This window comes from Emticicia sp. SJ17W-69, assembly GCF_051209875.1.
Classification (GTDB): domain Bacteria; phylum Bacteroidota; class Bacteroidia; order Cytophagales; family Spirosomataceae; genus Emticicia.
In genome coordinates, this window is the sequence record NZ_JBNTQY010000001.1 from 2,939,671 (window position 1) to 2,964,974 (window position 25,304).

General features: G+C 34.9%; 15 protein-coding genes. 5 read left to right on the plus strand and 10 right to left on the minus strand.

Annotation, left to right across the window (positions count from 1 at the left end):
* Positions 1 to 2: 2 nt before the first annotated feature.
* Positions 3 to 1,229: a serine hydrolase domain-containing protein gene (locus ACQUQZ_RS11985; protein WP_435355171.1), complete on the minus strand. Its 1,227-nt coding sequence runs from the start codon at positions 1,227 to 1,229 to the stop codon at positions 3 to 5.
* Positions 1,230 to 1,330: 101 nt separating this feature from the next.
* On the opposite strand from ACQUQZ_RS11985, the gene ACQUQZ_RS11990 reads away from it, so the two are divergent.
* Positions 1,331 to 1,681 carry a DoxX family protein gene (locus ACQUQZ_RS11990; protein WP_435355172.1) on the plus strand — a complete coding sequence of 117 codons (351 nt, stop codon included), beginning with the start codon at positions 1,331 to 1,333 and terminating at the stop codon, positions 1,679 to 1,681.
* Between the two features lie 33 nt (positions 1,682 to 1,714).
* Here the strand turns inward: ACQUQZ_RS11990 and ACQUQZ_RS11995 are convergent, their stop codons facing one another.
* From ACQUQZ_RS11995 to ACQUQZ_RS12005, 3 genes are all read right to left on the minus strand, one after another.
* Positions 1,715 to 2,599, minus strand: a complete 885-nt coding sequence (locus ACQUQZ_RS11995) for a carbohydrate kinase family protein (protein ID WP_435355173.1) — start codon at positions 2,597 to 2,599, stop codon at positions 1,715 to 1,717.
* A 66-nt stretch (positions 2,600 to 2,665) separates the two neighbouring features.
* A complete protein-coding gene (locus tag ACQUQZ_RS12000) occupies positions 2,666 to 4,201 on the minus strand; it encodes a glycoside hydrolase family 32 protein (RefSeq protein WP_435355174.1) in 1,536 nt (511 codons plus the stop codon).
* Positions 4,202 to 4,276: 75 nt separating this feature from the next.
* Entirely contained in the window at positions 4,277 to 7,093 is a 2,817-nt protein-coding gene (locus tag ACQUQZ_RS12005; RefSeq protein ID WP_435355175.1) for a two-component regulator propeller domain-containing protein, read from the minus strand.
* A 216-nt stretch (positions 7,094 to 7,309) separates the two neighbouring features.
* Between ACQUQZ_RS12005 and ACQUQZ_RS12010 the strand changes: the two genes are divergently transcribed.
* From ACQUQZ_RS12010 to ACQUQZ_RS12025, 4 genes are all read left to right on the plus strand, one after another.
* Positions 7,310 to 10,321, plus strand: a complete 3,012-nt coding sequence (locus tag ACQUQZ_RS12010; RefSeq protein ID WP_435355176.1) for a SusC/RagA family TonB-linked outer membrane protein — start codon at positions 7,310 to 7,312, stop codon at positions 10,319 to 10,321.
* 30 nt (positions 10,322 to 10,351) lie between these two features.
* A complete protein-coding gene (locus ACQUQZ_RS12015) occupies positions 10,352 to 11,884 on the plus strand; it encodes a RagB/SusD family nutrient uptake outer membrane protein (RefSeq protein WP_435355177.1) in 1,533 nt (510 codons plus the stop codon).
* 65 nt (positions 11,885 to 11,949) lie between these two features.
* Positions 11,950 to 12,804 (plus strand): LamG-like jellyroll fold domain-containing protein, encoded by an 855-nt coding sequence (locus tag ACQUQZ_RS12020; RefSeq protein WP_435355178.1) that lies wholly within the window; start codon positions 11,950 to 11,952, stop codon positions 12,802 to 12,804.
* 90 nt (positions 12,805 to 12,894) lie between these two features.
* Positions 12,895 to 14,532: a glucoamylase family protein gene (locus ACQUQZ_RS12025; RefSeq protein WP_435355179.1), complete on the plus strand. Its 1,638-nt coding sequence runs from the start codon at positions 12,895 to 12,897 to the stop codon at positions 14,530 to 14,532.
* A gap of 91 nt (positions 14,533 to 14,623) precedes the next feature.
* Here the strand turns inward: ACQUQZ_RS12025 and ACQUQZ_RS12030 are convergent, their stop codons facing one another.
* The 6 genes from ACQUQZ_RS12030 to ACQUQZ_RS12055 all read right to left on the minus strand — a co-directional run bounded on the left by ACQUQZ_RS12030 (position 14,624) and on the right by ACQUQZ_RS12055 (position 25,280).
* Positions 14,624 to 17,572, minus strand: a complete 2,949-nt coding sequence (locus tag ACQUQZ_RS12030) for a VPS10 domain-containing protein (protein WP_435355180.1) — start codon at positions 17,570 to 17,572, stop codon at positions 14,624 to 14,626.
* Between the two features lie 143 nt (positions 17,573 to 17,715).
* On the minus strand, positions 17,716 to 18,579 hold the full coding sequence (locus ACQUQZ_RS12035; RefSeq protein WP_435355181.1) for a sugar phosphate isomerase/epimerase family protein: 864 nt from the start codon (positions 18,577 to 18,579) through the stop codon (positions 17,716 to 17,718).
* Between the two features lie 54 nt (positions 18,580 to 18,633).
* Positions 18,634 to 20,358, minus strand: a complete 1,725-nt coding sequence (locus ACQUQZ_RS12040; protein ID WP_435355182.1) for a GMC oxidoreductase — start codon at positions 20,356 to 20,358, stop codon at positions 18,634 to 18,636.
* A gap of 73 nt (positions 20,359 to 20,431) precedes the next feature.
* Positions 20,432 to 20,947, minus strand: a complete 516-nt coding sequence (locus ACQUQZ_RS12045) for a gluconate 2-dehydrogenase subunit 3 family protein (RefSeq protein ID WP_435355183.1) — start codon at positions 20,945 to 20,947, stop codon at positions 20,432 to 20,434.
* 91 nt (positions 20,948 to 21,038) lie between these two features.
* Entirely contained in the window at positions 21,039 to 22,538 is a 1,500-nt protein-coding gene (locus tag ACQUQZ_RS12050) for a TolB family protein (RefSeq protein ID WP_435355184.1), read from the minus strand.
* Between the two features lie 108 nt (positions 22,539 to 22,646).
* Positions 22,647 to 25,280 carry a glycoside hydrolase family 3 C-terminal domain-containing protein gene (locus tag ACQUQZ_RS12055; RefSeq protein ID WP_435355185.1) on the minus strand — a complete coding sequence of 878 codons (2,634 nt, stop codon included), beginning with the start codon at positions 25,278 to 25,280 and terminating at the stop codon, positions 22,647 to 22,649.
* Positions 25,281 to 25,304: the final 24 nt, after the last annotated feature.

A 25,304-nucleotide genomic window follows, 5' to 3' on the forward strand; every position in this document is an offset into this window, starting at 1 on the left:
ATTTACTTTTTAAAAGCCTCTAAAACTCGCTTAACTACACCATCCATTGCATCAGTTGCCAACCATCTTACAACCATCACAAGTTCATGGTCAGGGTCAATATAAATCATATTAGTACCATTACCTAAATGATAAAAAACATTGGCCGAAGCACTTGGCAGTAATTTTTGATTGGTATTCAAAAACCAATTCATATAACCATAAGTTGGTTGAGCAGGCGTTGGTGTCAATGCTTGATTGACCCAATTTTCAGATAAAATTTGCTGGTCTTTCCAACGTCCTTTATTAAGTGACAAGAGTCCAAAACGGCCCATATCATAAGCATTGATAAACATTCCTCCTCCCCAATGTCCTCCACCACTGACTGACTGTACTGCTTGTCCGTCTAAAACAACCCAAGAATTTCGGTAGCCTGTCCATCGCCAAGTATTCGATGCACCGATTTTATCCATGATATTTTCTTTCAAAACTTGCGGCAAAGGTTTTCGCCAAACACTCAAAGCTGCTAAAGAGAGAGCATTGACCCTTACATCATTGTATTCATACACACTTCCTTGCTTATTTCTTGCACGATTTAGCCATTGTGAGGCATCTTTATCTGGGCGATCTGCCCAATCAGGTTTTCCCCAAAGCGTACCTTCCCAATCACTTGTTTGGCGAAGCATGGCATCCCAAGTGATGGTTTTATTATGAGGTGTGTCAAAAAGTCTGAGCATTTCTGATTTTCCAAAATCATCTGCCGAACGATTTACAGCTTGGCCGTATATTTCAATCGGGGGGATATATGCTGCCACAGTATCTTGCACACTTTTGATAAGGCCTCTATCAACTGCTAAACCTACCACACTTGACAAAAAACTTTTGGTGACACTATGGGTAATATCGCAACGAGAAGGCTCACCCCATGACGCAACAATAAAACCTTTATAGATTATCAAGCCAGTTGGTTCTCCTCTATCAGCAAAAGGTCCAATTGCCACACCAAATGGTTCTTTCCCAAAAGATTGATAATGCGAAATCTCCATATTTCTCGGATTTTTCACTTCATTTTCTTTTGCAAAATTGATAGTTTCTTGAATCTTTGTAGGATTTAGCCCCATCTCAGTTGGAGATTTAGTGAGCCAATTATTAGCAGGAGGGAAATATAACTCTTGTTTATTTTTTTGGGCAAAAACAATATTTACTCCAAAAACAACAATTATAAATTGCTGAAAGAACTTTTTAGACATTGATTAGTTATATTTATAACGATGAAGAATATTCGTAAAAATAAGGCAATTAAAATAAATTTTGGCCTAAAATGCGATGAATAATTTCAATTACAAGACTTATGACAACAATTGCACTTTATATCATGTCAGCATTTTTTATTTATGCTGGCATTTCCCATTTTACAAAAAAACATTTTTTTGTAAAAGCCATGCCACCATACATTCCATACCATGAAGCTATGGTAGCTTTGAGTGGAATTGCTGAAATTCTTTTAGGTATTGGACTACTATTTGAAGTTACAAAAAACTATGCAGCATGGGGAATCATACTGCTATTGATAGCTGTTTTTCCAGCAAATATCTATATGGCGACATCAGGTATATTCAAAAAAATACCACAAATTCTACTCTGGTTAAGGTTGCCTTTACAAATCATTCTAATTTGGTGGGCGTATCTTTATACTAAATGATTTGCAGAACAATTTGGAAAATCGTTCTACTTATTAATTCATTAAACTTAAAATATCTTCTTCTCGAATAATCGGTGTTGCACCTTTTTGGGTAGCCACAAAAGCCCCAACTGCACAAGCAAACGCCAAAGCTTGACTCGGCGAAGCACCATTCAACCGCTTTGTAATAAATGATGCTAAAAATGAATCTCCACTACCAATCGTATCATTCACAACTACTTTAAAGCCTTTGTGTTCAGAAAATTCGTTATTTTCATCCATAAAAAAAGCTCCATTTCCACCTCTTGTAACTATGATACCTTTGAGATTATATAAGTTTTTAAGATATGTTGCATTACTTAGTTCATCACCAGATTGTCCATACCAAGTGCAAATCATTTCCAATTCTTCATCATTGACTTTTACAATATCAGCAATTGTAAAAAGTTCTTTTGCCAATTCGAGCGAATAGAAAGGTTTTCTTAAATTAATATCCAAGATACGAAGTTTTGCTAATGATTGAAGTTGAAAAAGCGTGTTTTTAGAGACCTCATTTCTAAGTGCTAAACTACCAAAAACAAAAGCATCAGCCTCTTGTACAGCTTTTTGAGCAATATCAGTTAACTCAATAAAATCCCAAGCAACAGGTTGAATAATTGTGTAGGAGGGACTTCCTTTTTCATCTAAAGTAACCTCAACAATCCCAGTTTGATAATCATTAGATGTTTGAATATTATCAATTGCTAAATTTCTACTTGAGAGAAAATCCTTAATACCTTCTCCTAATTCATCATTTCCTACGGCACTAATTATACTGGCATTTAAGCCTAATTGATTAGCATGAACTGCCACATTCATTGGAGCTCCGCCTGCTATTTTTCCACTTGGAAGCAAGTCCCAAAGAACTTCTCCGAAACAAACTATTTTTTTATTTGACATCATTTTGAAATTGAATTCTTACTAATAATTTACCTTCACAAAAAAACTTCTTAATTATTCAATTAATTATTTTTTCCAAATAGATTTGAGTGGATAAACTGCTCCTGAAATTAGTTCAGCATTTCCACCATTACTATAAACTTCCAAGCGAGTATAATCTTCATTTGGAAAAAACAAGTCTGTAAGAGCAATACTGCCTCCATTAACAAAAACCTCTATCGAAGAATTATCAATTAATGCTTTGATAGTCAATGTTTTAGAGTCAGTAAAAGGAGCAAAATGTTTTTTTGCAAATTTTGTAGAAAAATCAGATTTTCCCGCATTGATTCTGTCGATAAAGACTTGTTTGCTTGCTTTATCATAGCCAAAAACCAGTTTTTCATTTTTTGAATTTGATAAAACAAATCCTAATTCTGAAGCTGTTGAAGCACTTAAATCAAAAGATAAATCTAATTCTTTCAATATTGATTTATCATCAATTAATGTACTTTTTGTAATGGTTTGTTTGGAAATTTCTGTTTTCGAAAGCCTTAATTTTTCGAGTTGATGAACAGGCATTTGAGCCAAACGATAGCCTTCAGGTGTCTGAATCAACGTTAATTTTCTAGGGACAGTCATGGCACTTCGCCAAGTTGAGGTAGGGACTTTAGTAGCATAATCGTCCCAATTTGACATCCAGCCAATAAAAAGCTTTTCATTGTTGGGGGCGTTGAAATAGGTTACTCCAGCGTAGTTATCCGCACCATAATCTAACCAGAGTTTTGTTTCAGGTGTATTATCATTTGTAAAAGTTTTTCCATCAAAATTACCCACAAAATATTGCGTTCCAGAGCCTCCATTGATAGCCCCTCGTCCAATATTTTGAATCAAAACCCATTTTTCAATACCTTCTTTCGTTTTAAATGAAATCATATCTGGACATTCCCAAACTCCATCATTTACACTTTCTTGGATACCAAATGCTCCTGTTTTTTCCCAATCTTTTAAATTAGAAGAAGTAAAAATTTCTAATTGCTTACCTACTGCCAAAGGCATTACCCAATGTTTGGTAGGTTCATGCCAAAATACTTTGGGATCACGGAAATCAGCATCACCTTTGTTGGGTAAAACTGGATTTTTGGCGTATTTCGTCCATGTGCGGCCTTTGTCCAAACTATAAGCAATTCCTTGTGATTCTCTATCTTTTCGTCCAGCTTTTTCTTTTACCATATCATGAATAGTAAAAATTGCAACCAAAGGTTTTTCTTTTCCAGTCTGAAAACCGGTGGTATTATTTTCATCAACTACGATACTTCCCGAAAAAATATAACCCAGTGAATCGGGATATAGTGCAATCGGTAAATGTTCCCAAGAAGTCAAATCTTTGCTTACTGCATGTCCCCAGTGCATAGGGCCCCAAACAGTGCTATCTGGATAAAATTGATAGAACAAATGATATTCACCTTCGTAGTAAACAAGTCCATTAGGGTCATTCATCCAACCTTTTTCTGGTGAAAAATGAAATTGTGGGCGATGCTGTTCCTGGTAATAGGTATTTGTATCTGTTTTCTGATTGCATGAAAAGCAAATCATAGCCAGAAGAGCTAAAAGTGTAGGTTTCATAGGTTAAGGTTATAAAGTATTAAAATCATGTGCAATTAACAAAAAAAAATGAAAACCTGTTAGATTATACTTTCCTTAAATTTCGCTCATCAACCATTCAACCAAATTTTCCTCAGGTTCTAAATTTAACTTTTTTCTAAGACGGTATCGTTTCAATTCAACACTTCGATAGGTAATATTCAATAATTGAGCAATTTCTTTTGATGAAAGATTCATGCGTAAATAGGCCGAAAGTTTTAAGTCACCAGGCGATAAATCAGGAAATCTTTCCAAAAGTATTTTAAAAAACGCTTCATGAACTCGATTGAAATTTTGCTCAAAAACTTGCCAATCTTGTCCTGATGCGATATTATTATCTATTAATTTAATGATTTGATGAAGTGAACCTGCTTTTGTTTGTATTTCTATTTGTTGGCTTTCATACTTTAATTTTTGCAAAAGCTCATTCTTTTTGATCAGTTGCATCGTAGAATTGGCCAACTCTTCTGATTTTCTTATCACATCTTTTTCTAATTGCTCATTTCTCAAACGAATAATTTCTTGCTTACTTTTTTCTTCTTGCTTTTTCAATTCTTCTTCTTTTTGAAGCACCAATTTTAAATTTTTATCATTGATTTTTTTTATATGACTGAGATAAAAATAATAATAGACACTTAAAGCCAAAATTAAGTAAAATAGTTTGCTCCAAATATTCCAATACCACGGGTCTTTTATGGTGAATTTTAGGGTCGCTTCTTCATTTGATGTATTTGTTCTCAAATGAAGAATGTAAGTTCCTGATGGCAGATTATTAAACTCTTTTTCATAATTTTCTGTAAAATCAGACCAATGAGACATATTATTTTCGAGTAGAAAACTAAACTTTACCGACGAAGAATAGTCAGTCGAACTAAATGTAAAATGAATGGTATTTTGATTATGTTTAAAATAGAAGTTTTCTTTTGTACTGTTTCCAGTAAAATACCTGTTCAATAAAGAAAACCCATCAACTTTTAAGCTTCTAATAATTGGCTTCTTTCCTTTTAATCCAAGAAGTTTAGCAATGTCTTTTTTTTCTAAAACAGAAAATCCATTCTCTTTACAAAAGAAAAAAGTAGAATCAAATTGAAGCAAATTTTCGTAATCATTGACCCAAGAAGATTTTTTTAAAGGCAATTCCAACCATTTATTTTTAGAGACAATTTTCCCAAAAGAACCATTTTTTTTCAAAAACCATTGCTCATTATGATCAAAAGAAAATATTTTCTGAAAATCATCATTCCCTTCGAGATATATTTTCTTTTCAAACACTTTCTTCAATTCATTGTATTCCATGATTCCTTTATCAGTGGTTAATACAATTTTCCCTCGAATTTTTGTGAGATTGATCGGCACAAAATCCAAATTAACTTTAATTTGTGCATCAATTTTTTTTAAATCAGAGGAAAGTTTCAAAAGAAAAATACCATTATTTAAGGTATTTACAAAAACTTCACCGGCTTTCACTTCTTCAATCTGTTTGACAGGGTTAGAAAAATCATCAATTTTATGCGAGAAAACCCATTCGCCATCAGTATTTTTTTTATAAAAACACAGCTTGGTATAAGTACCTTGAATTAAGTATTTCCCATCTAAATATTTTAGTGGTTTGATAACCAAACCTCCTGTGATAGTTGAAATTGGTTTCGCTTTAAGATTATCAATCTGAAATGTTCCATTATTGTGACCACAAAACAAATGATTATCAATCACTTCTAAATCCCATGTTTGATTTTGAGTATTGGGAATAAGTGTAAATTTTCGTATTGGGGAATCCAATGAGGTATAAAAAACACCATGATTTGTTGCTAAATAGAGCTGTTTTTGGAAAATTGCTGCATCGAAAACAGTTCCTAATTCTCCCTCAATATCATCAAAATACTTGAAATTAGAACTTAATGCTAACATGGAAATGCCTTTATCCAAACCAATCCAAACATTTCCAGTTTTATCATTTTGAAGTGACAAAACTGTATTATTTTGTAACCCACTTTTTTGGTTGAAATTATTCAAAATTTCGCCTTGTGGATTGGTCAAAATAACTCCATTTAAAATAGTACCAAAAACATAATTTCCATTTTTGAGTCGAATCCCAGCATTCAATTGATTTTGTTGAAGAAACTTTTGTGTTTCGTTATTCAAAATAGAAAAATCCTTTCCATCAAATTTATATAAACCTCGATTTGTACCAATCAAGAATTCATCTTTTTTATTAGTTGGCAAAATTGTATGAACTGCTTCATTTTTTAAGAATTCGCTTTTAGGTATTAGTGTAAATTGTTCATTTTTTAATTCAAAGAGACCTTTATCCAAAACTTCTAAAAAATAATGTCCATTAACTTCAAACACAAAAAGCACATTTCCTGGTGTCTTAATTTGTTTTACTTTGTTATTTTGATACAAATAAATATAAGCAAATGATTGAAATAAAACGCCATCAGGGGTTTCGATAATGTGCCAAATCTCTTCTTGGTTAAATATTTTATCTTCGATTTTTGATTTCAGTGAATAATAGATGAGCTCGCCTTGTTGATTATTTTCCCAATAACCAAACTCGCCAAAAGCTCCAGTAAAAACTCTCCCTTTTTTATCACAAATGACTGAACGGACAATTTGCTTGGCAGGCAATTCATAGGTAGTCCATTGAGTACCATCGTATTCGATTAGGCCTTTTGAATTTGCAAAATAGAGGAACTGTGTTTTGGAACTCTGTGCAATTCCCCAATTTTGTCTATGTGCTCTATAGGTTTGAGGTGAGTAATTAAACAAATCAGGTTGACATAAATCGACCAAACGCTGAGCAAAGGGCTGAGTTGAAAGTAGCGTTAATAGCAAAATAGTAAAAACATCTATTTTATTTTTCCTGTGGCACATTTTGGTAGCACAATTTTTAGAGTGATGTGGTAAAAATATCAAAAAAGCCTAAAATTCAATCAAATGATGTAGTATTGATGTAGTCTGTTTTTAGGATTTCATTTTCAAACAGCTGTACTTTGCAACCAATAAGTTCAACTATTTCTTAGATTATTTCTATAAATCTAATTATTAAATTTTATAAATCCTACCAAAATATAAAACAACATTTCACCTATGAAAAAAAAACATTCATTCACTACATCTAAAATTCTTCTTGGATTTTTTCTATTACTGATTAGTGCTAAGGTGACCTTTGCTCAAAATAAAATATCAGGAAAAATTTTAGATAATAAAACCAAAGAAGGTATTCCTGGGGCTTCCATTAGAATAAAGAATACCAATACTGGTACCGTAAGTGATTTTGAAGGAAATTTTACAATTGCAATATCTGTGAATGCTGTACTTCAAATATCCTACATTGGCTACACAACAAAAGAAATTATTATAAAGAATCAGAACGATCTGACAATTAATCTTGAAGAAGCAAGCAATGATTTAGAACAAGTAGTGGTGGTGGGCTACGGTTCACAACGAAAAGTGGATGTCACTGGTGCAACTTCAAGTGTAAAAGGTGAGGATTTGGTAAAACAGCCAGTAATGACACCAACGCAAGCAATTCAAGGAAAAGTTGCTGGAGTGCAAATCATTAGCAGTGGACGTCCAGGAAGTTCTCCCAATATTCGGATTCGTGGTACCGGAACTGCATTGGCGGGTACAGCAACATTATTTGTTGTTGATGGTGTTTTAACAGACGATATTAGCAATATCAACACTTCAGATATTACTAACGTTGATATTTTGAAAGACGCTTCATCTACGGCAATTTATGGAGCAAGGGGAGCTAATGGTGTTGTAATCATCACAACGAAAAAAGGTATTTCGGGTAAAATGGTTGTCAATTATAATACGACTATTGGTGTCCGTTCAGTAGCAAATTTAGTTAAAATGGCAAATGCCTCAGAATATGCCAACTATGTAAGTGCTGCCAGTGGGCAAGTCGTTAAAGCAGGTGATATTTCTACTAATTGGTATAATCAAATCTTAAGGAATGCTTTCATGCAAAACCATAATCTATCTATTGCAGGTGGTTCTGATAAGGCTAAGCATTATTTAAGTTTGGGTTATTTGGGAGATGAAGGAATTGTCATAAAAAATAATTTCAAACGATTCACTGCCCGTCTGAATAATGATTTTGTTTTACATGAAAAACTTAAAGTTGGAATTTCTTCCTCATTTGCTAATAGTCGTGACCAAAATGTAAATTTGGGCACTGCGTATAATAACGCCTACCGGGCAGCCCCAATCATTGGAGCAGTGAAAGATGGAAAATATGGTAATACTTCACTCTATCAAAACGTAGGTAATGCTGTTTTGGACATCAATAATAATGATGATTATGCAGTAACCAATCGCTTACAATCTTCGGCATATCTTGAGTTTAATCCTATCAAGTCCATTGCATTTCGTAGTAGTATTGGGGGAGATTTAAATTTCAGAAATAGTCGATTGTATAATTATCAATTCAATAATGACCTTACAACATTTATTGATGCTGGTGGGAATCAACGAAATCCAAATAGTAATTTAAGTACTTCCACTCAAAATTTTTTCCGTTGGGTTTGGGACAATACTATTACATACAGCAAGCAAATTGAGAAACATTCATTCAATTTGATGGTCGGAACAACAGCCGAAGCTTATATGATGAGTTCGTTTTCAGCTTTTAGAAAAGATGTTCCTGCTGCAAAAAATCTTTGGTATATCAATACTGGAAATGCCAATACATCAACCAATTCAGGTGAGGGAGACAAATGGTCAAGAAATTCATATATCAGTCGTTTGAATTATAATTTTAATGATAAATACCTATTTACTGCCACCATGCGTGCCGATGGAAGCTCAAGATTTCCTACAGCCAATCGCTGGGGAATATTCCCTTCCTTTGGTGCAGGTTGGGTTTTGACGAATGAAAATTTCTTAAAAAATCAGACGATTTTCCAAACAATCAAACTTCGTGCAAGTTGGGGCCGTGTTGGAAATGATAGAATTGATTCGGATGGCTATATCGTAACAGTTGAGCCAAATTTAGCTTATGCTTTTGGCGGTGGAACAGCTACGTTAGGCTCAGCCATCACACAAATCAAAGACCCTAACTTAAAATGGGAAACAACCGAAGAAGCCGATTTAGGTCTAGAATTTAGTGCCATGAATGGCAAACTTCAAGGAGAATTGGGTTTTTATGATAAAAAATCTAAAGATTTATTAATCAATGTTAAAGTTCCATCTGTTACAGGGGATAAAGATGGAGTAGTGTTAACTAACGCAGCTTCAATTAGAAATACTGGTTTTGAATCAGCATTGACATGGAGAGATAAAATTAATGAAAAACTATCCTATCGCATTGGTGGCAATATTACTTTCAATAAAAACTCAGTCATTGGATTAAATGGTGGACAACCCATTATTGATGGTGGTATTGGTGCTGCTCAGCAATATACAACAAAAACAGATAACGGGCAGCCTGTTGGGAGTTTCTATGTATTGCAAGTATTAGGTGTTTTTCAAACTGATGACGAAGTAGCTGCTTACAAAAACACATCAGGACAGGTAATTCAGCCAAGTGCCTCGGCTGGAGATTTCAAATACCAAGATACCAATGGAGATGGAAAAATTGATGATGCAGACCGTGTATTTGCTGGGTCATATCAACCAAAAGCTTATTTTGGTTTAAATCTTGGCTTTAGTTACCAAAGTTTTGATATTGGGGTTGATGCTTACGGAAATATCGGCAATAAAGTTTATAATGGAAAAAAAGCATTTCGTCAGGCTCTATTAGACAATGTTGAATCTTCGATGGCATATAACCGTTGGTCTCGCGGAAGTGGGATAAATAACGAACCAAGTGCCAATGCTGGAAATCTTCCTGCATCTACCTATTTTATTGAATCTGGAAATTTCATTCGTATTAATAATATATCGTTAGGTTATAATATTTCTCCTGATTTATTAAAAAAAGTAAAACTCGCTTCTGCAAGGGTTTATGTAACAGCTCAAAATTATTTCACTTTTAAAAAATACACAGGTTTTACACCTGAGCTGCCAGGCGACCCAACCAAAGCAGGAATTGAGCTAAACGCTTATCCAACCACTAAAACTTTAGCTTTTGGTCTCAATGTTGGATTTTAAATAAAAATGAATTTATCTCTGAAAAATACAATGAAAAAATATATCATAATAATCAGTTCATTTATTGCAACATCACTTTGGATTTCTGCATGTAGTAGTGATTTTTTAAATGTACCACTTCAAGGAAAGCCAACTGCTGAGACCGACCCTAATTTGCCACAAAATTTAGTGGTAGGCGTCTATAATAGCTTAATGACTGCCGAATCTTTTGGAGCTGAAGGTGATGTGCATGGAATTGCGTTTGTTTCGGCAACCAACATTATTTCGGATGATGCGGATAAAGGTAGTACTCCAAGCGACCAACAAGGAACAGTTGGTGTGATTGACGATTTTACACTTACACCAACCAATTTGTTTGTGCAATCATTGTGGGCAGGACACTATAATGGTATTGCAAAGGTCAATAATGCTTTGGTTAGCATTGAACAATCTACCCTTGAAGAAGTGACTAAAAAGCGTTTAACGAGTGAAATCAGATTTATTAGGGCTTACTATTATTTCAATTTGGTGCGTTGGTTTGGCGGAGTTCCTAAAATTCTTCGTGTTCCAAAAGATGCTTTAGATGCAAATACAGACCCAATTTTTCAAACCCGTGCAAGTTCCGAGGATATTTACCAAGTCATTTTGGAAGACTTGCTTTTTAGTACTGCTAATTTACCATTACGTAATCAAACAGGTGCAGGACGTATTGCTAAAGGTACAGCCCAATCTTTACTCGCTAAAGTATATATGTATCGCAAAGAATGGCAAAAAGCCTATGATTTGACCAAAGAAGTAATCAATTCAAATCAATATGATCTTTTGCCAAATTATGAAACGATTTGGAGACAGGCAGGTGACAATAGTAAAGAAGCCATTTTTGAGGTACAAACAGGGCAATTTAATAATTCTGACTTTGGGGTAAATACCTATTCCATGTTTCAAGGGCCACGTGTGGGTGGCAAAGGAGGATGGACTGATTTAGGTTGGGGATTTTGTACACCTTCTCAAAGCTTGGTCAATGCTTATGAATTAGGTGATTTAAGAAAAGAGGCAAGTATTATTTTCATTGATAATAGTGGAAAATATAAAGGTACAACCCTATTTGATGGATTCCGTGTACCAAGTGCCGACTCGGTACAAAACCTTCGCTACAACTACAAAGCCTATCATTCAGAAAATAAAAATATCGAAAGTTTTCTTGGAAATAGAGATAGGAAACAAAAAAACATTCATCTACTCCGCTTTGCCGAGGTTTTATTAATAAATGCAGAAGCTGCAAACGAATTAGGAAAGACAGCAGAAGCAAGTATTTATTTAAACAAAATTAGACAGAGAGCTGGCTTAAAGGCATTAACTATTTCCACTCAAAACGACATGAGAGAAGCCATTTGGCAAGAACGTCATGTTGAATTAGCGATGGAACATGATAGATTCTTCGACTTGGTTCGTACGGGTCGTGCGGCAAAAGTACTTTCATCAACAAACAAAAACTTTACAGCAGGTAAAAATGAATTACTACCTATTCCAGCTTTACAAATCGCTCTTAGCGGTGGCCAATTAACACAGAATAAAGGGTATTAATACTAATTTCAATAAAATAGACCAATAACAATTTACTTATTTTTTAACAAAATTTTAGAAAAATCATGAAATCAACTCGTGTTTCCTTAGGGATTTTAGTAGCAACAATTACTGCAAGTAGCTTTATCATCTCATGTAAAGATGATAAAGTAAGTTTACCACCTATCGGTGGATTTAATAGTGCAGATGAGGTAGCCTCCTCAAATTTGGTTGCATATTGGGGATTAGATGGCGATGGGAAAGAGGCTAAATCAGGAGCAATGCCAACAAAATCTCAAAATGTTAGTTATGTAACTGGTGCTAAAGGTAAGGCAGCAAGTTTTGCTGGAGGGTACTTGTCGTATAATGTAATTAATAGCCTCACAAGTTTACCAAATGCAACAATTAGCTTGTGGGCTAATGTTAATAACAATGGGACAAGTCCCTCTTGCTTTTTCACGTTAACAAGACCAAATGAATGGGCAGGTAATATTAATTTAATGAGTGAAACTGGTTGGAGAAAAGCATCAAGCGATACAATGCTTTTTAAAGGCTTGGTTGTTACTAAAGTGTCAAATGCTGATTCTTGGCAAGATACAAGAAATGAACCAACCAAAGGAGGTGTTCAAGCGGCAAAATATGCTGGAAAATGGACTCATATTGTACTAACTTGGGATGGAGCAACTTCAATGTTTAAAGTTTATGCCAATGGCGTGAAAATTTCAAATCCAGATTGGGAAGCAAGAGGTACAACTGGCCCTCTAAATTTTACAACACCAACAAAACCAGTGATTGGTGCATGGGGAACTAATATTTCTGGAACACCAGATGCTTGGCAAGTCCCTATGACAGGTATGGTTGACGAAATTCGAATTTATAATAAAGCTTTATCTGATGGTGACATTAGTTCTTTGTACCAATTAGAAAGTGCGGGAAGATAATAGTAAAACCAAATTGTAGAAATTAACCAAATTGTAGAAAGTACCTATCCGTTTGGATGGGTACTTTTCTAAAAAAAAAAGCTATTGCTTATGAAAACTTTAAAATTAGGTATTATTTTATTGATTAGTTTGACTGCTTGTAAAAGTCAAAATATAATACCCGAACAATTTTATTTTAAGACTGTAATGGTAAATGGCAATCAATCTGGCGGGTTTTATGCCAATAATTTAAACCTTTTACCCAAAGTAGATATTGCTTTTTCCGCTCCTTTAAACAAAGAATCTGCTCAACAAAATATTATTTTACAGGAAAAAAACACCTCAACTCCAATACCAATCAACATTTTATTTTTGAATAGTGATAGTGCAGTAAGTCTTGTGCCACAGAAAGCATTAAAAAGTATTACTCAATATAGTTTGATGGTAAATCCTGAATTATTATCAAAAAACAATACCTTATTTAATTCTACCTTGAAATTGGGAATGACCACTCAATTGGATACTACTGACAAATTTCCAAGAATCAGTGATGAAGAATTATTGACTTTAGTGCAAAAACAAACATTTAAATATTTCTGGGATTTTGGACATCCTGTTTCGGGTTTAGCTCGTGAACGCAATACTTCTGGCGATGTCACAACTTCTGGTGGAACTGGTTTTGGCATCATGTCTATTCCTGTTGCCATCGAAAGAGGATTTATTACCAGAAAAGAAGGTTTAGATAGGTTATTAAAAATGACTGATTTTTTAAAAAATAAAGCAAAAAGTTATCATGGAATTTTCCCACATTGGCTCAATGGTGCAACTGGTGAAACCATTCCATTTAGTACTTATGATAATGGAGCCGATATTGTTGAAACTTCCTACTTAATGCAAGGCTTACTAATTGTACGCCAATATTTTAATCAAGAATCAATAGAAGAAATAAAATTAAGAAAAGAAATCAACGAACTTTGGCACGCTGCCGATTGGAATTGGCATACCAAAAATGATGAAAAAGTATTGTATTGGCATTGGTCATCTAATTATGAATGGAAAATGAATCACCAAATTCATGGTTGGAATGAGTGTTTGATAACATACTTTTTAGCCGCCGCCTCTCCTACTCACGGTATTTCAAAAGATGTTTATGATAATGGTTGGGCAGAAAATGGAAAAATGAAAAATGGGAAAACATATTTCGGCACTACTTTACCCTTAGGGTCTGAATACGGCGGGCCATTGTTTTTCTCACAATATTCATTTTTAGGGTTAAATCCTCACCAAATGAAAGACCAGTATGCTGATTACTGGGAACAAAACTTAGCTCATACCAAAGTAAATTATGGCTATTGCCTAAATAACCCTAAAAACTTTAATGGTTATAATGCCAACTGTTGGGGTCTGACAGCGAGTGATTCAAATAATGGTTATGCAGCTCATTCACCAACCGAAGACTTGGGGGTGATTAGTCCAACGGCGGCACTTTCAGCGATGCCTTACACACCTAAAGAGTCGATGGCCGCTCTTCGTTTTTTTTATTATAAATTAGGTGATAAAATTTGGAAGGAATACGGTTTTGTTGATGGCTTCAATCTAACAAATCTATGGTGGGCAGAGTCATATTTAGCAATTGACCAAGGTCCAATTATTTGTATGATTGAAAATCAACGTACGGGATTATTATGGAAATTATTTATGTCTTGTCCAGAAGTTCAAGCGGGAAAAGATAAATTAGGTTTTGAATAAAGTTCCTAATTCTATTTTCAGGACATTTTGTACAAAAAACAGAGCTAAATCTTACAAAGAAATAGCTCTGTTTACAATATTTAACTTCTCATTATTTTAAAATACTATTCAATTTAGCCAATAATTCTTTTGCAGCCAGCACTGCTTGCGTAGTTGGCTTACTATCAGCATCTTGTAAAATATTATGTACTGAAGACAAACCCGACTGAATTTTCTTTAGATCAGCTTCTTTGGCATCAAATTGTTTCAAACCTTCTTCAGTCATTCTGATTCTTTGGCGTAAATCTTTCATTTTAGACAATTCCGCCATAGCTTTTATTCTTCCTTCATAGCAAGCCACTGATAAATCGTGCTGGGTTTTCAAATCCATTGCTGATGTTTTTACTCTTGGATCCATTTTTACAGTGAATGTTTGAGAATATGTTTTCCCATTAACAGTTAATTTTACGCTATAATTTCCTGCTAAAACCCACGGTGAAGTTGCATCAGGAGCAGTATTTTGATATACAGCCGAAATTGGATAAGAAGGTGGTAAATTGAGAGGAGCATAATGTAAATCCCACATAAAACGATGTGAACCAGCCTCTGCTGAAAGAATCTGCTGAGGTCTTATCCAATAATGTGGAATATTCAAATCCGGTAATTCATAGGGCTTATCATTACTCGAAAACTTACGAATAGATTTTCCAGCTGCATCAATAATTTCAAGCGTCACTTCTCCTAGTGTTTTATCTTTTAAATAATAATTAATAATTGCACCATCAGGCGGGTTCTGTCCTTGTGGTTCTTCTTGTGTGATAGGTGTATCTGTGTAAGTACTCCAACGAACACGATAGGTATTTTGTGGTTTATACAAAATTGCTTCTTTTTGAGAAAGTTCATCAGTAATTTGACGTAAAGGTGTAATGTCATCCAAAATCCAAAAACTTCTGCCATGGGTGCCAACAACGATATCATCATCTTTAATAACTAAATCTCTGATACTTGTAGCAGGCATATTCAAACGTAAAGTTTGCCAATTTTCACCATCATCGAAAGATACATATACAGCATTTTCAGAGCCTGCAAAAAGTAAACCTTTTTTTGTAGGGTCTTCTCTCACAGTATTGATTGGTTCGTTTGGTAATCCTTTTACAATTTCTTGCCAAGTTTTTCCAGCATCTTTTGTTCTAAAAATATGCGGTTTCAAATCATCAACACGAATACGATTGACAGCCACATAAGCCACATTGACATCAAAACGTCCTGCATCAATTTGAGAAACTTTCGACCAAGCACCAAAATCTTTGACTTTATTCCACGATTTACCCCCATCAACTGTCAGATGCAGAAGTCCATCATCTGTTCCTGCCCAAATCGAATTGATATTTTTAGGTGAAGGTGCTATCGCATAAATTACACCTCGGCGAGGCATTTTTTTCATGCTTTCTGTGGTATAAACCCCTATACTTGCTGGAATTTCATTGTAGCTTTCACGAGTCAAATCAGGACTGATTACTTGCCATGAATCTCCACCGTTTTGAGTTTTAAATAAAACATTTCCTGCAAAATATAAAGTTTTATTATCGACAGGTGAAAACATCACTGGTGCTGTACGAACAAAACGATATTTACCCGAACGCACCGCTTCAGGAGCAATATTTTGCGTTTGTCCCGTTCTTTTGTCATATTTTGTTATTTTTCCACCATAAATAATATTTGGATCGAGCGGATCGGCAGCTACATATCCATATTCCTCTACTCCAACTGGATGCCAATCTCTGAAAGAAATAATTCCGTCATTTCCACGAGAAGTTATACCAACCGAACCACTTTCTTGCTGACCTCCATATACATTATATGGAAAAGCATTATCGGTACTTACATGATAAAATTGAGCTGTGGGTTGATTATACCACGATGAAAATGTTTTGCCACCATTAACAGTCACAATCGCTCCTTGATCAGCAGCTAAAAGCATAATGTCAGGGTTATTTGGATTTATCCAAAGACGATGATAATCATCCCCACCAGGAGCTCCACGAAAAGCTATCCATGTCTTGCCACCATCTTCTGACTTCCAGGTATCTACATCAGCACTAAATACAATATCTGGATTATTTGGGTGAACTTTAATTTCTGCAAAATCACTACCTCGTCCCCAAAGTCTGCCATCTTGACTAATTCTTGACCAAGATTCACCCGCATCATCAGAGCGAAAAATCCCACCTTCTTCGGGAGCATCAACTGTAGCATATATTCTTGAAGGATTACTTGGAGAAATGCCGAAGCCAATTCTTCCCAAACCTTGCTCATACGTTGGTAATCCTTTGGTTAGTTTGTGCCAAGTTGTTCCTCCATCAGTTGATTTATATAAACCACTTTCAGGGCCTTGCCATGCACCATTTTCCCAAGGGCCTTGACGAGCTGCCCATAAGTCAGCATAAACAATATTTGGATTTTTAGGGTCGATGGTTACCTGAATCGCTCCTGTATCGACATCTTTGTACAATACTTTTTCCCAAGTTTTACCACCATTTTTGGTACGATAAACACCTCTTTCTTCATTTGGTCCATAAGGATGACCTAAAACCGCTGCAAAAGCGATATTTTCATTAGTTGGGTCAATTGCCAGTCCTCCAATTTGTTGACCATCGCTCAAACCCGTATTTACCCAAGTTTTACCTTCATCTATTGATTTATAAATACCATTGCCAACTGATAAGTCAGGGCGTTGAATTCCTTCACCTGAAGCCACATAAATTACATTTGGATTGGATGGTGCAACAGCAACATCACCTACGGAGCCGGTAGGTTGGTCGTCAAATATCGGATTCCAAGTATGTCCGTAGTCGGTAGTTTTCCAAACTCCCCCATTATTTACACCAATATAAAATACATTTGGTTTTTGTGGGACACCCACTGCACCAACTGTTCGACCACCACGATGAGGACCAATCATACGCCATTTCATGCTATCAAAAAGTTTGGGATTAAAACTTTGAGCAGAAACGTAAAATGTTACTAATGAGAAAATTATTCTGAGAATTTTATCTTTCATGAGCTTTTTACAGGTTTGGTGAAGTGATATTTTAAATTAATAATTGAAATTGCAAGTTATGAAAAAAACTCAAATTAGCTCTGGTCGAATTAGGAAATTCGACCTGCAAAAAGAGCCAAACTTTCGTCTGGCTCAATTGATAATTACTTCAAATTCTTTAAATATTCAATACTCAAAGGAACATTTTCCAATTCGTGCTCACTTTCATCTTCGATGAAATAATGTTTGATTCCGATTTTATTAGATTGTTTAAAGATATTTTTCCAATCGGCTTGACCTGTGCCGAGCACTACGTCATTTTCAGCTGGAGTACCGCCTGAGAAATTACCTACAACACCTTTTTTCAAATCTTTAACGTGCATCAGTTTCCAACGGTTTCCATAGGTTTTTAATAATTTCACAGGATTTCCACCACCATGCAGAATCCACAAAACATCCATTTCAAAAGATACAAATTCAGGATTTGTATTTTTGATGAGATAATCAAGCAAAGTTCCATTTTCATAAGGTCTGAATTCATAACCATGAGGATGGTAACAAAAAGTTAAGCCATTTTCTTTTAGAAATTTACCTGCATTATTAAATACTTCCACTGCTTTTTTTGCATCTTCAATAGTAAAATTGTCTCCTTTGTGAGGTATCCATGCACACATCACATAACTTGCATTGAAAATTTTAGCTTTTGTAACAATGTCTTGTGATTTTTTTTCTAATTGATCGTAACCAGCTCCTGTTGAAGGAATCACGATACCACGGGCATCACAAAGTTTTTTGTACTCCTCATCAGTTACACCTTTTGCTCCGCTTGTTTCAATTTCAGTAATTCCCATTTTCTGAATTTTATCAAGCGTACCAACCACGTCTTTTGGAAAGTGATTTCGAAATGTGTAAGCTTGTACCCCAAATGGATATTTGTAAAGTTTTTTTGCACTTGGCTGGGCAAAAACATTTTGCTGAAAAGTGAAAAGTACTATTAAAATAATTAGATAATTCGTTGTTTTTTTCATTTTTTATAAATTTGAGGTTGAAATTGGCACTATGCGATTTAGAAAATTGCTCTACTAAATATTATGTTTTTTTATTTCTTTTACAGCAAAATCAGCAGCTCGGGCGGTGAATGCCATATATGTCAGTGATGGATTTTGTGTACCTGTTGACGTCATACAAGCTCCATCGGTTACAAATACATTTTTACATGCGTGCAATTGATTCCATTCATTGAGCATCGATGTTTTGGGGTCTTTCCCCATTCTTATCCCTCCCATTTCGTGAATATCTGAACCAGGATTTGAATGCGAATCACCACCTCTGATATTTTTAAAACCTGCCAAAGTAAACATTTCTGTCATTTCTTTGATATAATCAACCACCATTTTATCATCATTTTCAGTCCAATCTACCGAAGTGATTAATTGAGGAATACCATATTGGTCTTTTAAATCGGAATGTAATCTAACATGGTTTTTTTCAATTGGAACTGTCTCGCCCATCATCCAAGTGCTGATGTTCCAATTCCCCAACTTTGGATTGAGTAAGTTTTGTTTCAATTCTTCTCCTACTCCATCACGATTTTGCACCAAACCTCTGCCACTTCCAACACCAACGGCATATCCTCGTAGAAAATCCTTTTCTTGTTTATATAAATTCTGAAAGCGTGGTAAATAGCTATTACTTGGATTTTTTCCATCGGTTTTTTTATCAAGAAAACCTTCTACATCCGCACTTAATTTACCTCTGTAATTATGCCAAGCAATGTATTTTCCTAAAGTTCCACTGTCATTTCCAATGCCATTTGGAAAGCGATTAGAAATTGAATTAAGCAAAATTAGGTTAGAATTCAAAGCGGAAGCATTGACAAAAATAATTTTTGCATAATATTCAATCATCTCTTTTGAATTTCCATCAACAATTCTTACCCCAATAGCTCTGCCGTTTGAGGCCCCATTTTTCTTTTCATCATAAATCAATGAATGTACAACTGAATGTGGGCGTAAAGTCATTTTTCCAGTTTTCATCGCCCATGGCAAAGTAGAGGCATTACTACTGAAATACCCTCCATAAGGACACCCTCGATTACACAAGTTTCGGTTTTGACATGTGGCACGACCTTGTTCTGAATGGATTTGTTTTGGCTCGGTAATATGAGCACAACGACCGTGTATTAAAGGTCTATTTTCATATTTTTGATTTAAAACTTTTTTAAAATGTTCTTCAACGCAACTCATTTCAAAGGGCGGCAAAAATTCACCATCTGGTAATTGTGGTAAATTATCTTTATTGCCCGAAATCCCAGCAAATTTCTCAACATGGCTGTACCAAGGAGCTAAATCCTTGTACCGAATTGGCCAATCTATTGCAAAGCCATCTCTGAGAGGACCTTCAAAATCCAAATCTGACCAACGCTGTGTTTGTCTTGCCCAAAGAAGTGACTTACCTCCTACATGATAGCCACGAGTCCATTGAAATGGTTTTTCTTCTACAAAAGGTTGCTCGTTAGGTTTTAAAGCCCAGTGCATTGTTTCTTCTCGCATAAAACTTGCACGCCCATTCGGGTATTGATTTCTTATATCTAAAGGCACTTGCCCACGATGCTCAAATTCCCAAGGATTTTTCATCGTTGTTGGGTAATCTGTTACATGTTGAACATCTCTTCCTCGCTCCAAAACCAAGGTTTTTAAACCTTTTTCACACAATTCTTTGGCAGCCCAACCTCCGCTTATGCCTGAGCCTATGACAATCGCATCAAAAGTTCGAGCTTTGACAGCATCTATATTAAGAAAACTCATATTTTTATTAGGTTGAATTTGATTGAAAAATTATATGCAAATAAAAACTAAATCCTATTTCCTAAAGCCTACTTTAGACATTCACACAACCATAATAATGGCCAGGAGCCATCACATAATTATAATGTTTTGTCAATACATATTCGGAAGTAGTATATGCCAAAACCGTTAATTGTTTCAAAAGAGCAAAAAACTCTTTTTGTTGGGTATCAGTTGACATTGAAAGTTTAACCAATACTTCATTTCTATGAATTTTATCACATTCAATTAGGCTTTTTGAAAAGGTTTCTTTTGTCAATTTGTCAGCATTTTCTAAACCATTCTTGAAACTTTCTTGGGCTAACTTTTCATAGCAGTCTGACAACATTTTATTAATAAAAACAGATGTTTCTAAATCCTTTGCTCCAATAATTTCACCGCTTGGAATGAGAGCATCAACCAAAATATCAAGAATTTGAGCCTGATTTGTGGTGAAAATCGATTTTGTTTGTTTAAGAGTCTCGGCATTCCAACTATTCCCCCATGCAGGTAAAGTTAGTAAACCTGTCGCAGAAAACAACACATTTTTGAGTGCAGCTCTTCGTTTCATATTTGATGTAAGATTAATTTCCGAAAATAAAGAATATTTATAACAAACTGATAATAAGGCATTTAGTAAAAAATATTGCCTGATTATTTTATTAATCGATTTTTGTATTACTCACAAATGCCACATATTTACCATCAGGCGACCAAGATGGTGTATTAATTGTACCTTGACCACCATATATATAGGCAATCGTCTGTGGAACTCCGCCACTTGTTGGCATAAGTCTTAACACTACTTTTTTATAAAATGGGTGGTCTGTTGGTTTGATGTCGGGTGGAAAAGAGATGTATAATAGTTGTTTACCATCTGGCGAAAAATGAGGAAACCAATCATTGTATTGGTCAAATGTAACTTGTTCTTGATTACTTCCATCAGGTTTCATTCGCCAAATTTTCATGGTTCCAGTTCTAACAGAATTAAAATAGATATATTTTCCATCAGGTGTATATTCTGGTCCATCATCCAATGTTGGTGTATTTGTTAGTGCTGTTTCTTTTTTTGTGGCAATATCAATCGACCAAATATCTGGTTGCTTGTTTCTTTCACCCATATAAATGAGCTTTTTGCCATCAGGCGACCAACTATGCAACCATGAATGTCCCAACTCAGGGTTTGTCAATTGAACGGGCTTATCAGAACCGCTAGTTGGCAAAATATAAATAGTCGAAGTCCGTTTTTCGCCAAAATAATTGCTAATAGCTAACATTTTTCCATCAAATGAAATAGCATGGTCGTTATTATTTTGCTTTTGTAAACCAGTATTTAAAACTTCAACTTTCCCATCAGCAATGCTATAACGATACATCAAACCTTCGCAATTATATAATAAATATTTTCCATCTTTTGTCCAATTTGGAGCTTGAAGTGAATTTTTAGCTGAATATAAAATTTTACGCAGGCCAGTTTTAACTTCCATTATTTCTATTTGGCTACCTATATAATCACGATAGGGACGAAAATCTTTTGCCGCAGGAATAGTAATTCTAACATTATTAAAAATTGCTTTTTCAAGCACTTTTTCTTCATGTGAACAAATAAATAGTCCAGCAAAAACCTCTTCATTCAGTTTGATTTCTTTAGTAAATGATTTATAATTTTCGCCTTTTGTGGCAGCGGAAAAAGTAAATTCATTTCCTATTCTTTGAAACTCAATGGCAACAGGGTTAAAAGATGATAATTCGATTTGTTTTGTATCTTCACCTGCTGATTCTCGGTATTGTAAAGATGTTAAATCAACACCATGAACACTTGCATCCACGTAAGCTGAGTTAGCTTGTAAAGAATTTCTGGCCATAATGCCTATTTTTCGATGTGGATTAACTCCCTTTCCTACAAATTGTACTGTTGCTGAAATGATAAAATCACCTTTAATTTTTTTCCATAAAAAATTAAATTGGTCAGTTTTCTCCCACATATTTATGCCAGCACCTTCCATAATATATTCTTGAGAGTTCGGATTATAGGTAGTCTTCCCTAGAATGGTGGGGTTTCCAATATCGGTTCTTTCTTCAAAAAGACCAATTTTATTGGGCAGTTGAGCAAATGCCCAATTGGTAGCAATAATGAAAAATACGATAGTTTTCAATTTCATAGTGTTTAAGGTTGAATTGGTGCGACAGAGGAATTGTAATTATATTTTGTGATTAATTTTTAATATTTTCAATAATTAAATATTCAGACTTTATATTTTTAAAAAAGGCTAAAATATCTTCATTGATTTTTCCAAAACATTACTAGTAGTTTTATTCTTCACATGAGGCTGGCCTCCACCGATGCTTAAAAGCAGGTTTCCTTGTGGTTGATACGATTCTCCATTTTCATTAAAAAGCAATAGTTGTTCGGGTGATAAATTAAAGCTAATAACTTTACTTTCACCTGCTTTTAAGGCAATTCTTTGAAAACCTTTTAAAGCCCGAATCGGAGATTTACCATTGATACCAGGATAAGAAGCATATAATTGAACAACTTCTTCACCAGCAATTTTTCCTATATTTCTAACATTTACACTCACTTTTATTGCCTTTCCTTTCTTTGTGGAAGCAGGAACATTAAAATTTTCATATTTAAAATTAGTATAACTCAGTCCGTGGCCGAATGGAAAAAGTGGTTCTCCTTTAAAATATCGATATGTTCTATTACTCATATCATAATCTTTAAAATCAGGTAAATCTGTATCACTTTTGTAGAAAGTCAAGGGTAAACGACCTGCAGGGTTGAAATCACCAAAAAGCACATCAGCTACCGCAGTTCCAGCACTTTGTCCGCCATACCAAGCATTCATTATGGCAGGTATTTCTTTACTTTCCTCTGGAATAGCTATCGCAGAACCTGTCATCATTACAAAAACAACGGGTTTCCCTGTTGTTTTTAGAGCTTTCATAAATTCGGTTTGGGCTTGCGGAAGCATGATGGTTGTACGGTCACCGCCTGCAAAACCTGCAAAATCAACTCGCATTTCTTCACCTTCCAATTGAGGTGAAATCCCACCAACATAAACAATTGCGTCGGCACCTTTCACTTTATTGGCAATTGCCATAAAATCACTTTTAACAAAATTCCCAGCACTGATTCTGACATTTGCTTTGCCATCGCCTTGCCAATATTCCAAGGCAATTTTATAAACTTCGTCTTTTTTGGTAAAAAATTTGTAGGTTCTAGGTCCCCAACGATTTCTCAACCAAATATTTAAAACTTCCTTATCATTTACAAAAAGCTTGTAACCATCATCTGCTTCAATTTCAAAAGTGATAAAGCCATCACTTTCAGCTTTATAATTAGAAGTATATCTTGCTGAAAAATCTTTGGCTCTGATTTTACCCACCACTTGTGTTCCTTCCTGCCAAAGATTATCAACTATAGATTCCATTCTTATAACTTCTGGTTCTCCTTTTAATTCTTTGTTATTAAAATATTCTGCTTTAAAACCTTGTTTATTTTCCCAAGTAAAACGGTGTGAAACATTCTCTAAAGCGATTAAGCTATCGTTTGTAAAACCCAATGCTTTTTCATAGACAACCTCTACGTTTTTGCCAACTTTATCTTTTATTCCTTGTAAAACCGTTGTTAGTTCTGAAGGGATTCCATTATAATTTCCTAAAATTGAAATTCTATTATCAGCATTAGGTCCCAAAACTGCGATCTTTTTGATATTTTTTTTCAATGGCAACACATTGTTTTCATTCTTCATTAAAACAATTGATTCACGAGCCATTTTTAGAGCATGTGCTTTATGTTCGGCAGATTCTAATACACTTTCGGGAGTTTGAGCGTATTTTACCATTGAAATTGGGTCAAACATTCCTAATTTATAACGAGTTGTGAAAAGTCTTTTTATTGAAACATCAATTTGAGCTTCACTTATCAATCCTTTTTTAACCCCATCCAGTAAGGAGTAATAGGCATCTGTACCACATTCTATATCTGTTCCATTCAAAACTGCATCGACAGAAGCTGTGGTTGCATCTGGATGTGTCTTATGAAATTTAAAAAAATCTTCAATTCCCCAACAATCACTCGTCACATAGCCCTTAAATCCCCAATTTTTTCTAAGAATATCCTGCATCAGCATATCATTTCCACAGCAAGGTTTACCATCCAAACGATTATATGCACACATGACCCCTTCCACATTTGTTTTGGTTACCAATTCTTTGAAAGCAGGTAAATATGTATCATATAAATCATATTTATTTGGGCTAAAATTATCAGAGTGGCGAGAAGGCTCAGGGCCGCTGTGAACAGCGAAATGTTTTGCACACGCAGCGGCTTGCAAATATTTTGGATCATTACCTTGTAATCCATGTACAAAAGACTTTCCTAACATAGCAGTCAAATAAGGATCTTCTCCATAAGTTTCTTGTCCACGTCCCCATCGAGGGTCACGAAAAATATTGATATTGGGTGTCCAATAAGTTAGCCCCACAAACCTTTCATTATTCCTACCCAAAGCATTTGCTTTATTGAAAATTGCTCGACCTTCTAAGGCAGCATATTTTGCCATTTTTTGAAGCGAAGTGGTATCCCAAGTGGCAGCCATTCCTATGGCTTGTGGAAAGACGGTAGCTTTAAATGGACTTCTAGCAACGCCATGCAATACCTCATTCCACCAATCATAAGCTGGAATTCCCAAACGAGGAATGGCAGGAGCTGAATTTATCATTTGATGTACTTTTTCATCTAAAGTAAGACGGCCAACCAAATCATTTACCCGAGATTCAATAGGTAAATTTGGATTCCACATTGGTAAAGATTTAAAATCCTGTGCTTGGCAAATGGTAAAATTTACTACAAGTAATAAATTAATTAGGCTGAATTTATATATGATATTTCTCATTTCTATAAACAAATTTAATCTTTT

Coding starts and splice junctions, on each gene's coding strand:
- ACQUQZ_RS11985 (WP_435355171.1), bottom strand. CDS start 1,229: ATGTCTAAAAAGTTCTTTCAGCAATTTATAATTGTTGTTTTTGGAGTA.
- ACQUQZ_RS11990 (WP_435355172.1), top strand. CDS start 1,331: ATGACAACAATTGCACTTTATATCATGTCAGCATTTTTTATTTATGCT.
- ACQUQZ_RS11995 (WP_435355173.1), bottom strand. CDS start 2,599: ATGTCAAATAAAAAAATAGTTTGTTTCGGAGAAGTTCTTTGGGACTTG.
- ACQUQZ_RS12000 (WP_435355174.1), bottom strand. CDS start 4,201: ATGAAACCTACACTTTTAGCTCTTCTGGCTATGATTTGCTTTTCATGC.
- ACQUQZ_RS12005 (WP_435355175.1), bottom strand. CDS start 7,093: ATGTGCCACAGGAAAAATAAAATAGATGTTTTTACTATTTTGCTATTA.
- ACQUQZ_RS12010 (WP_435355176.1), top strand. CDS start 7,310: ATGAAAAAAAAACATTCATTCACTACATCTAAAATTCTTCTTGGATTT.
- ACQUQZ_RS12015 (WP_435355177.1), top strand. CDS start 10,352: ATGAAAAAATATATCATAATAATCAGTTCATTTATTGCAACATCACTT.
- ACQUQZ_RS12020 (WP_435355178.1), top strand. CDS start 11,950: ATGAAATCAACTCGTGTTTCCTTAGGGATTTTAGTAGCAACAATTACT.
- ACQUQZ_RS12025 (WP_435355179.1), top strand. CDS start 12,895: ATGAAAACTTTAAAATTAGGTATTATTTTATTGATTAGTTTGACTGCT.
- ACQUQZ_RS12030 (WP_435355180.1), bottom strand. CDS start 17,572: ATGAAAGATAAAATTCTCAGAATAATTTTCTCATTAGTAACATTTTAC.
- ACQUQZ_RS12035 (WP_435355181.1), bottom strand. CDS start 18,579: ATGAAAAAAACAACGAATTATCTAATTATTTTAATAGTACTTTTCACT.
- ACQUQZ_RS12040 (WP_435355182.1), bottom strand. CDS start 20,358: ATGAGTTTTCTTAATATAGATGCTGTCAAAGCTCGAACTTTTGATGCG.
- ACQUQZ_RS12045 (WP_435355183.1), bottom strand. CDS start 20,947: ATGAAACGAAGAGCTGCACTCAAAAATGTGTTGTTTTCTGCGACAGGT.
- ACQUQZ_RS12050 (WP_435355184.1), bottom strand. CDS start 22,538: ATGAAATTGAAAACTATCGTATTTTTCATTATTGCTACCAATTGGGCA.
- ACQUQZ_RS12055 (WP_435355185.1), bottom strand. CDS start 25,280: ATGAGAAATATCATATATAAATTCAGCCTAATTAATTTATTACTTGTA.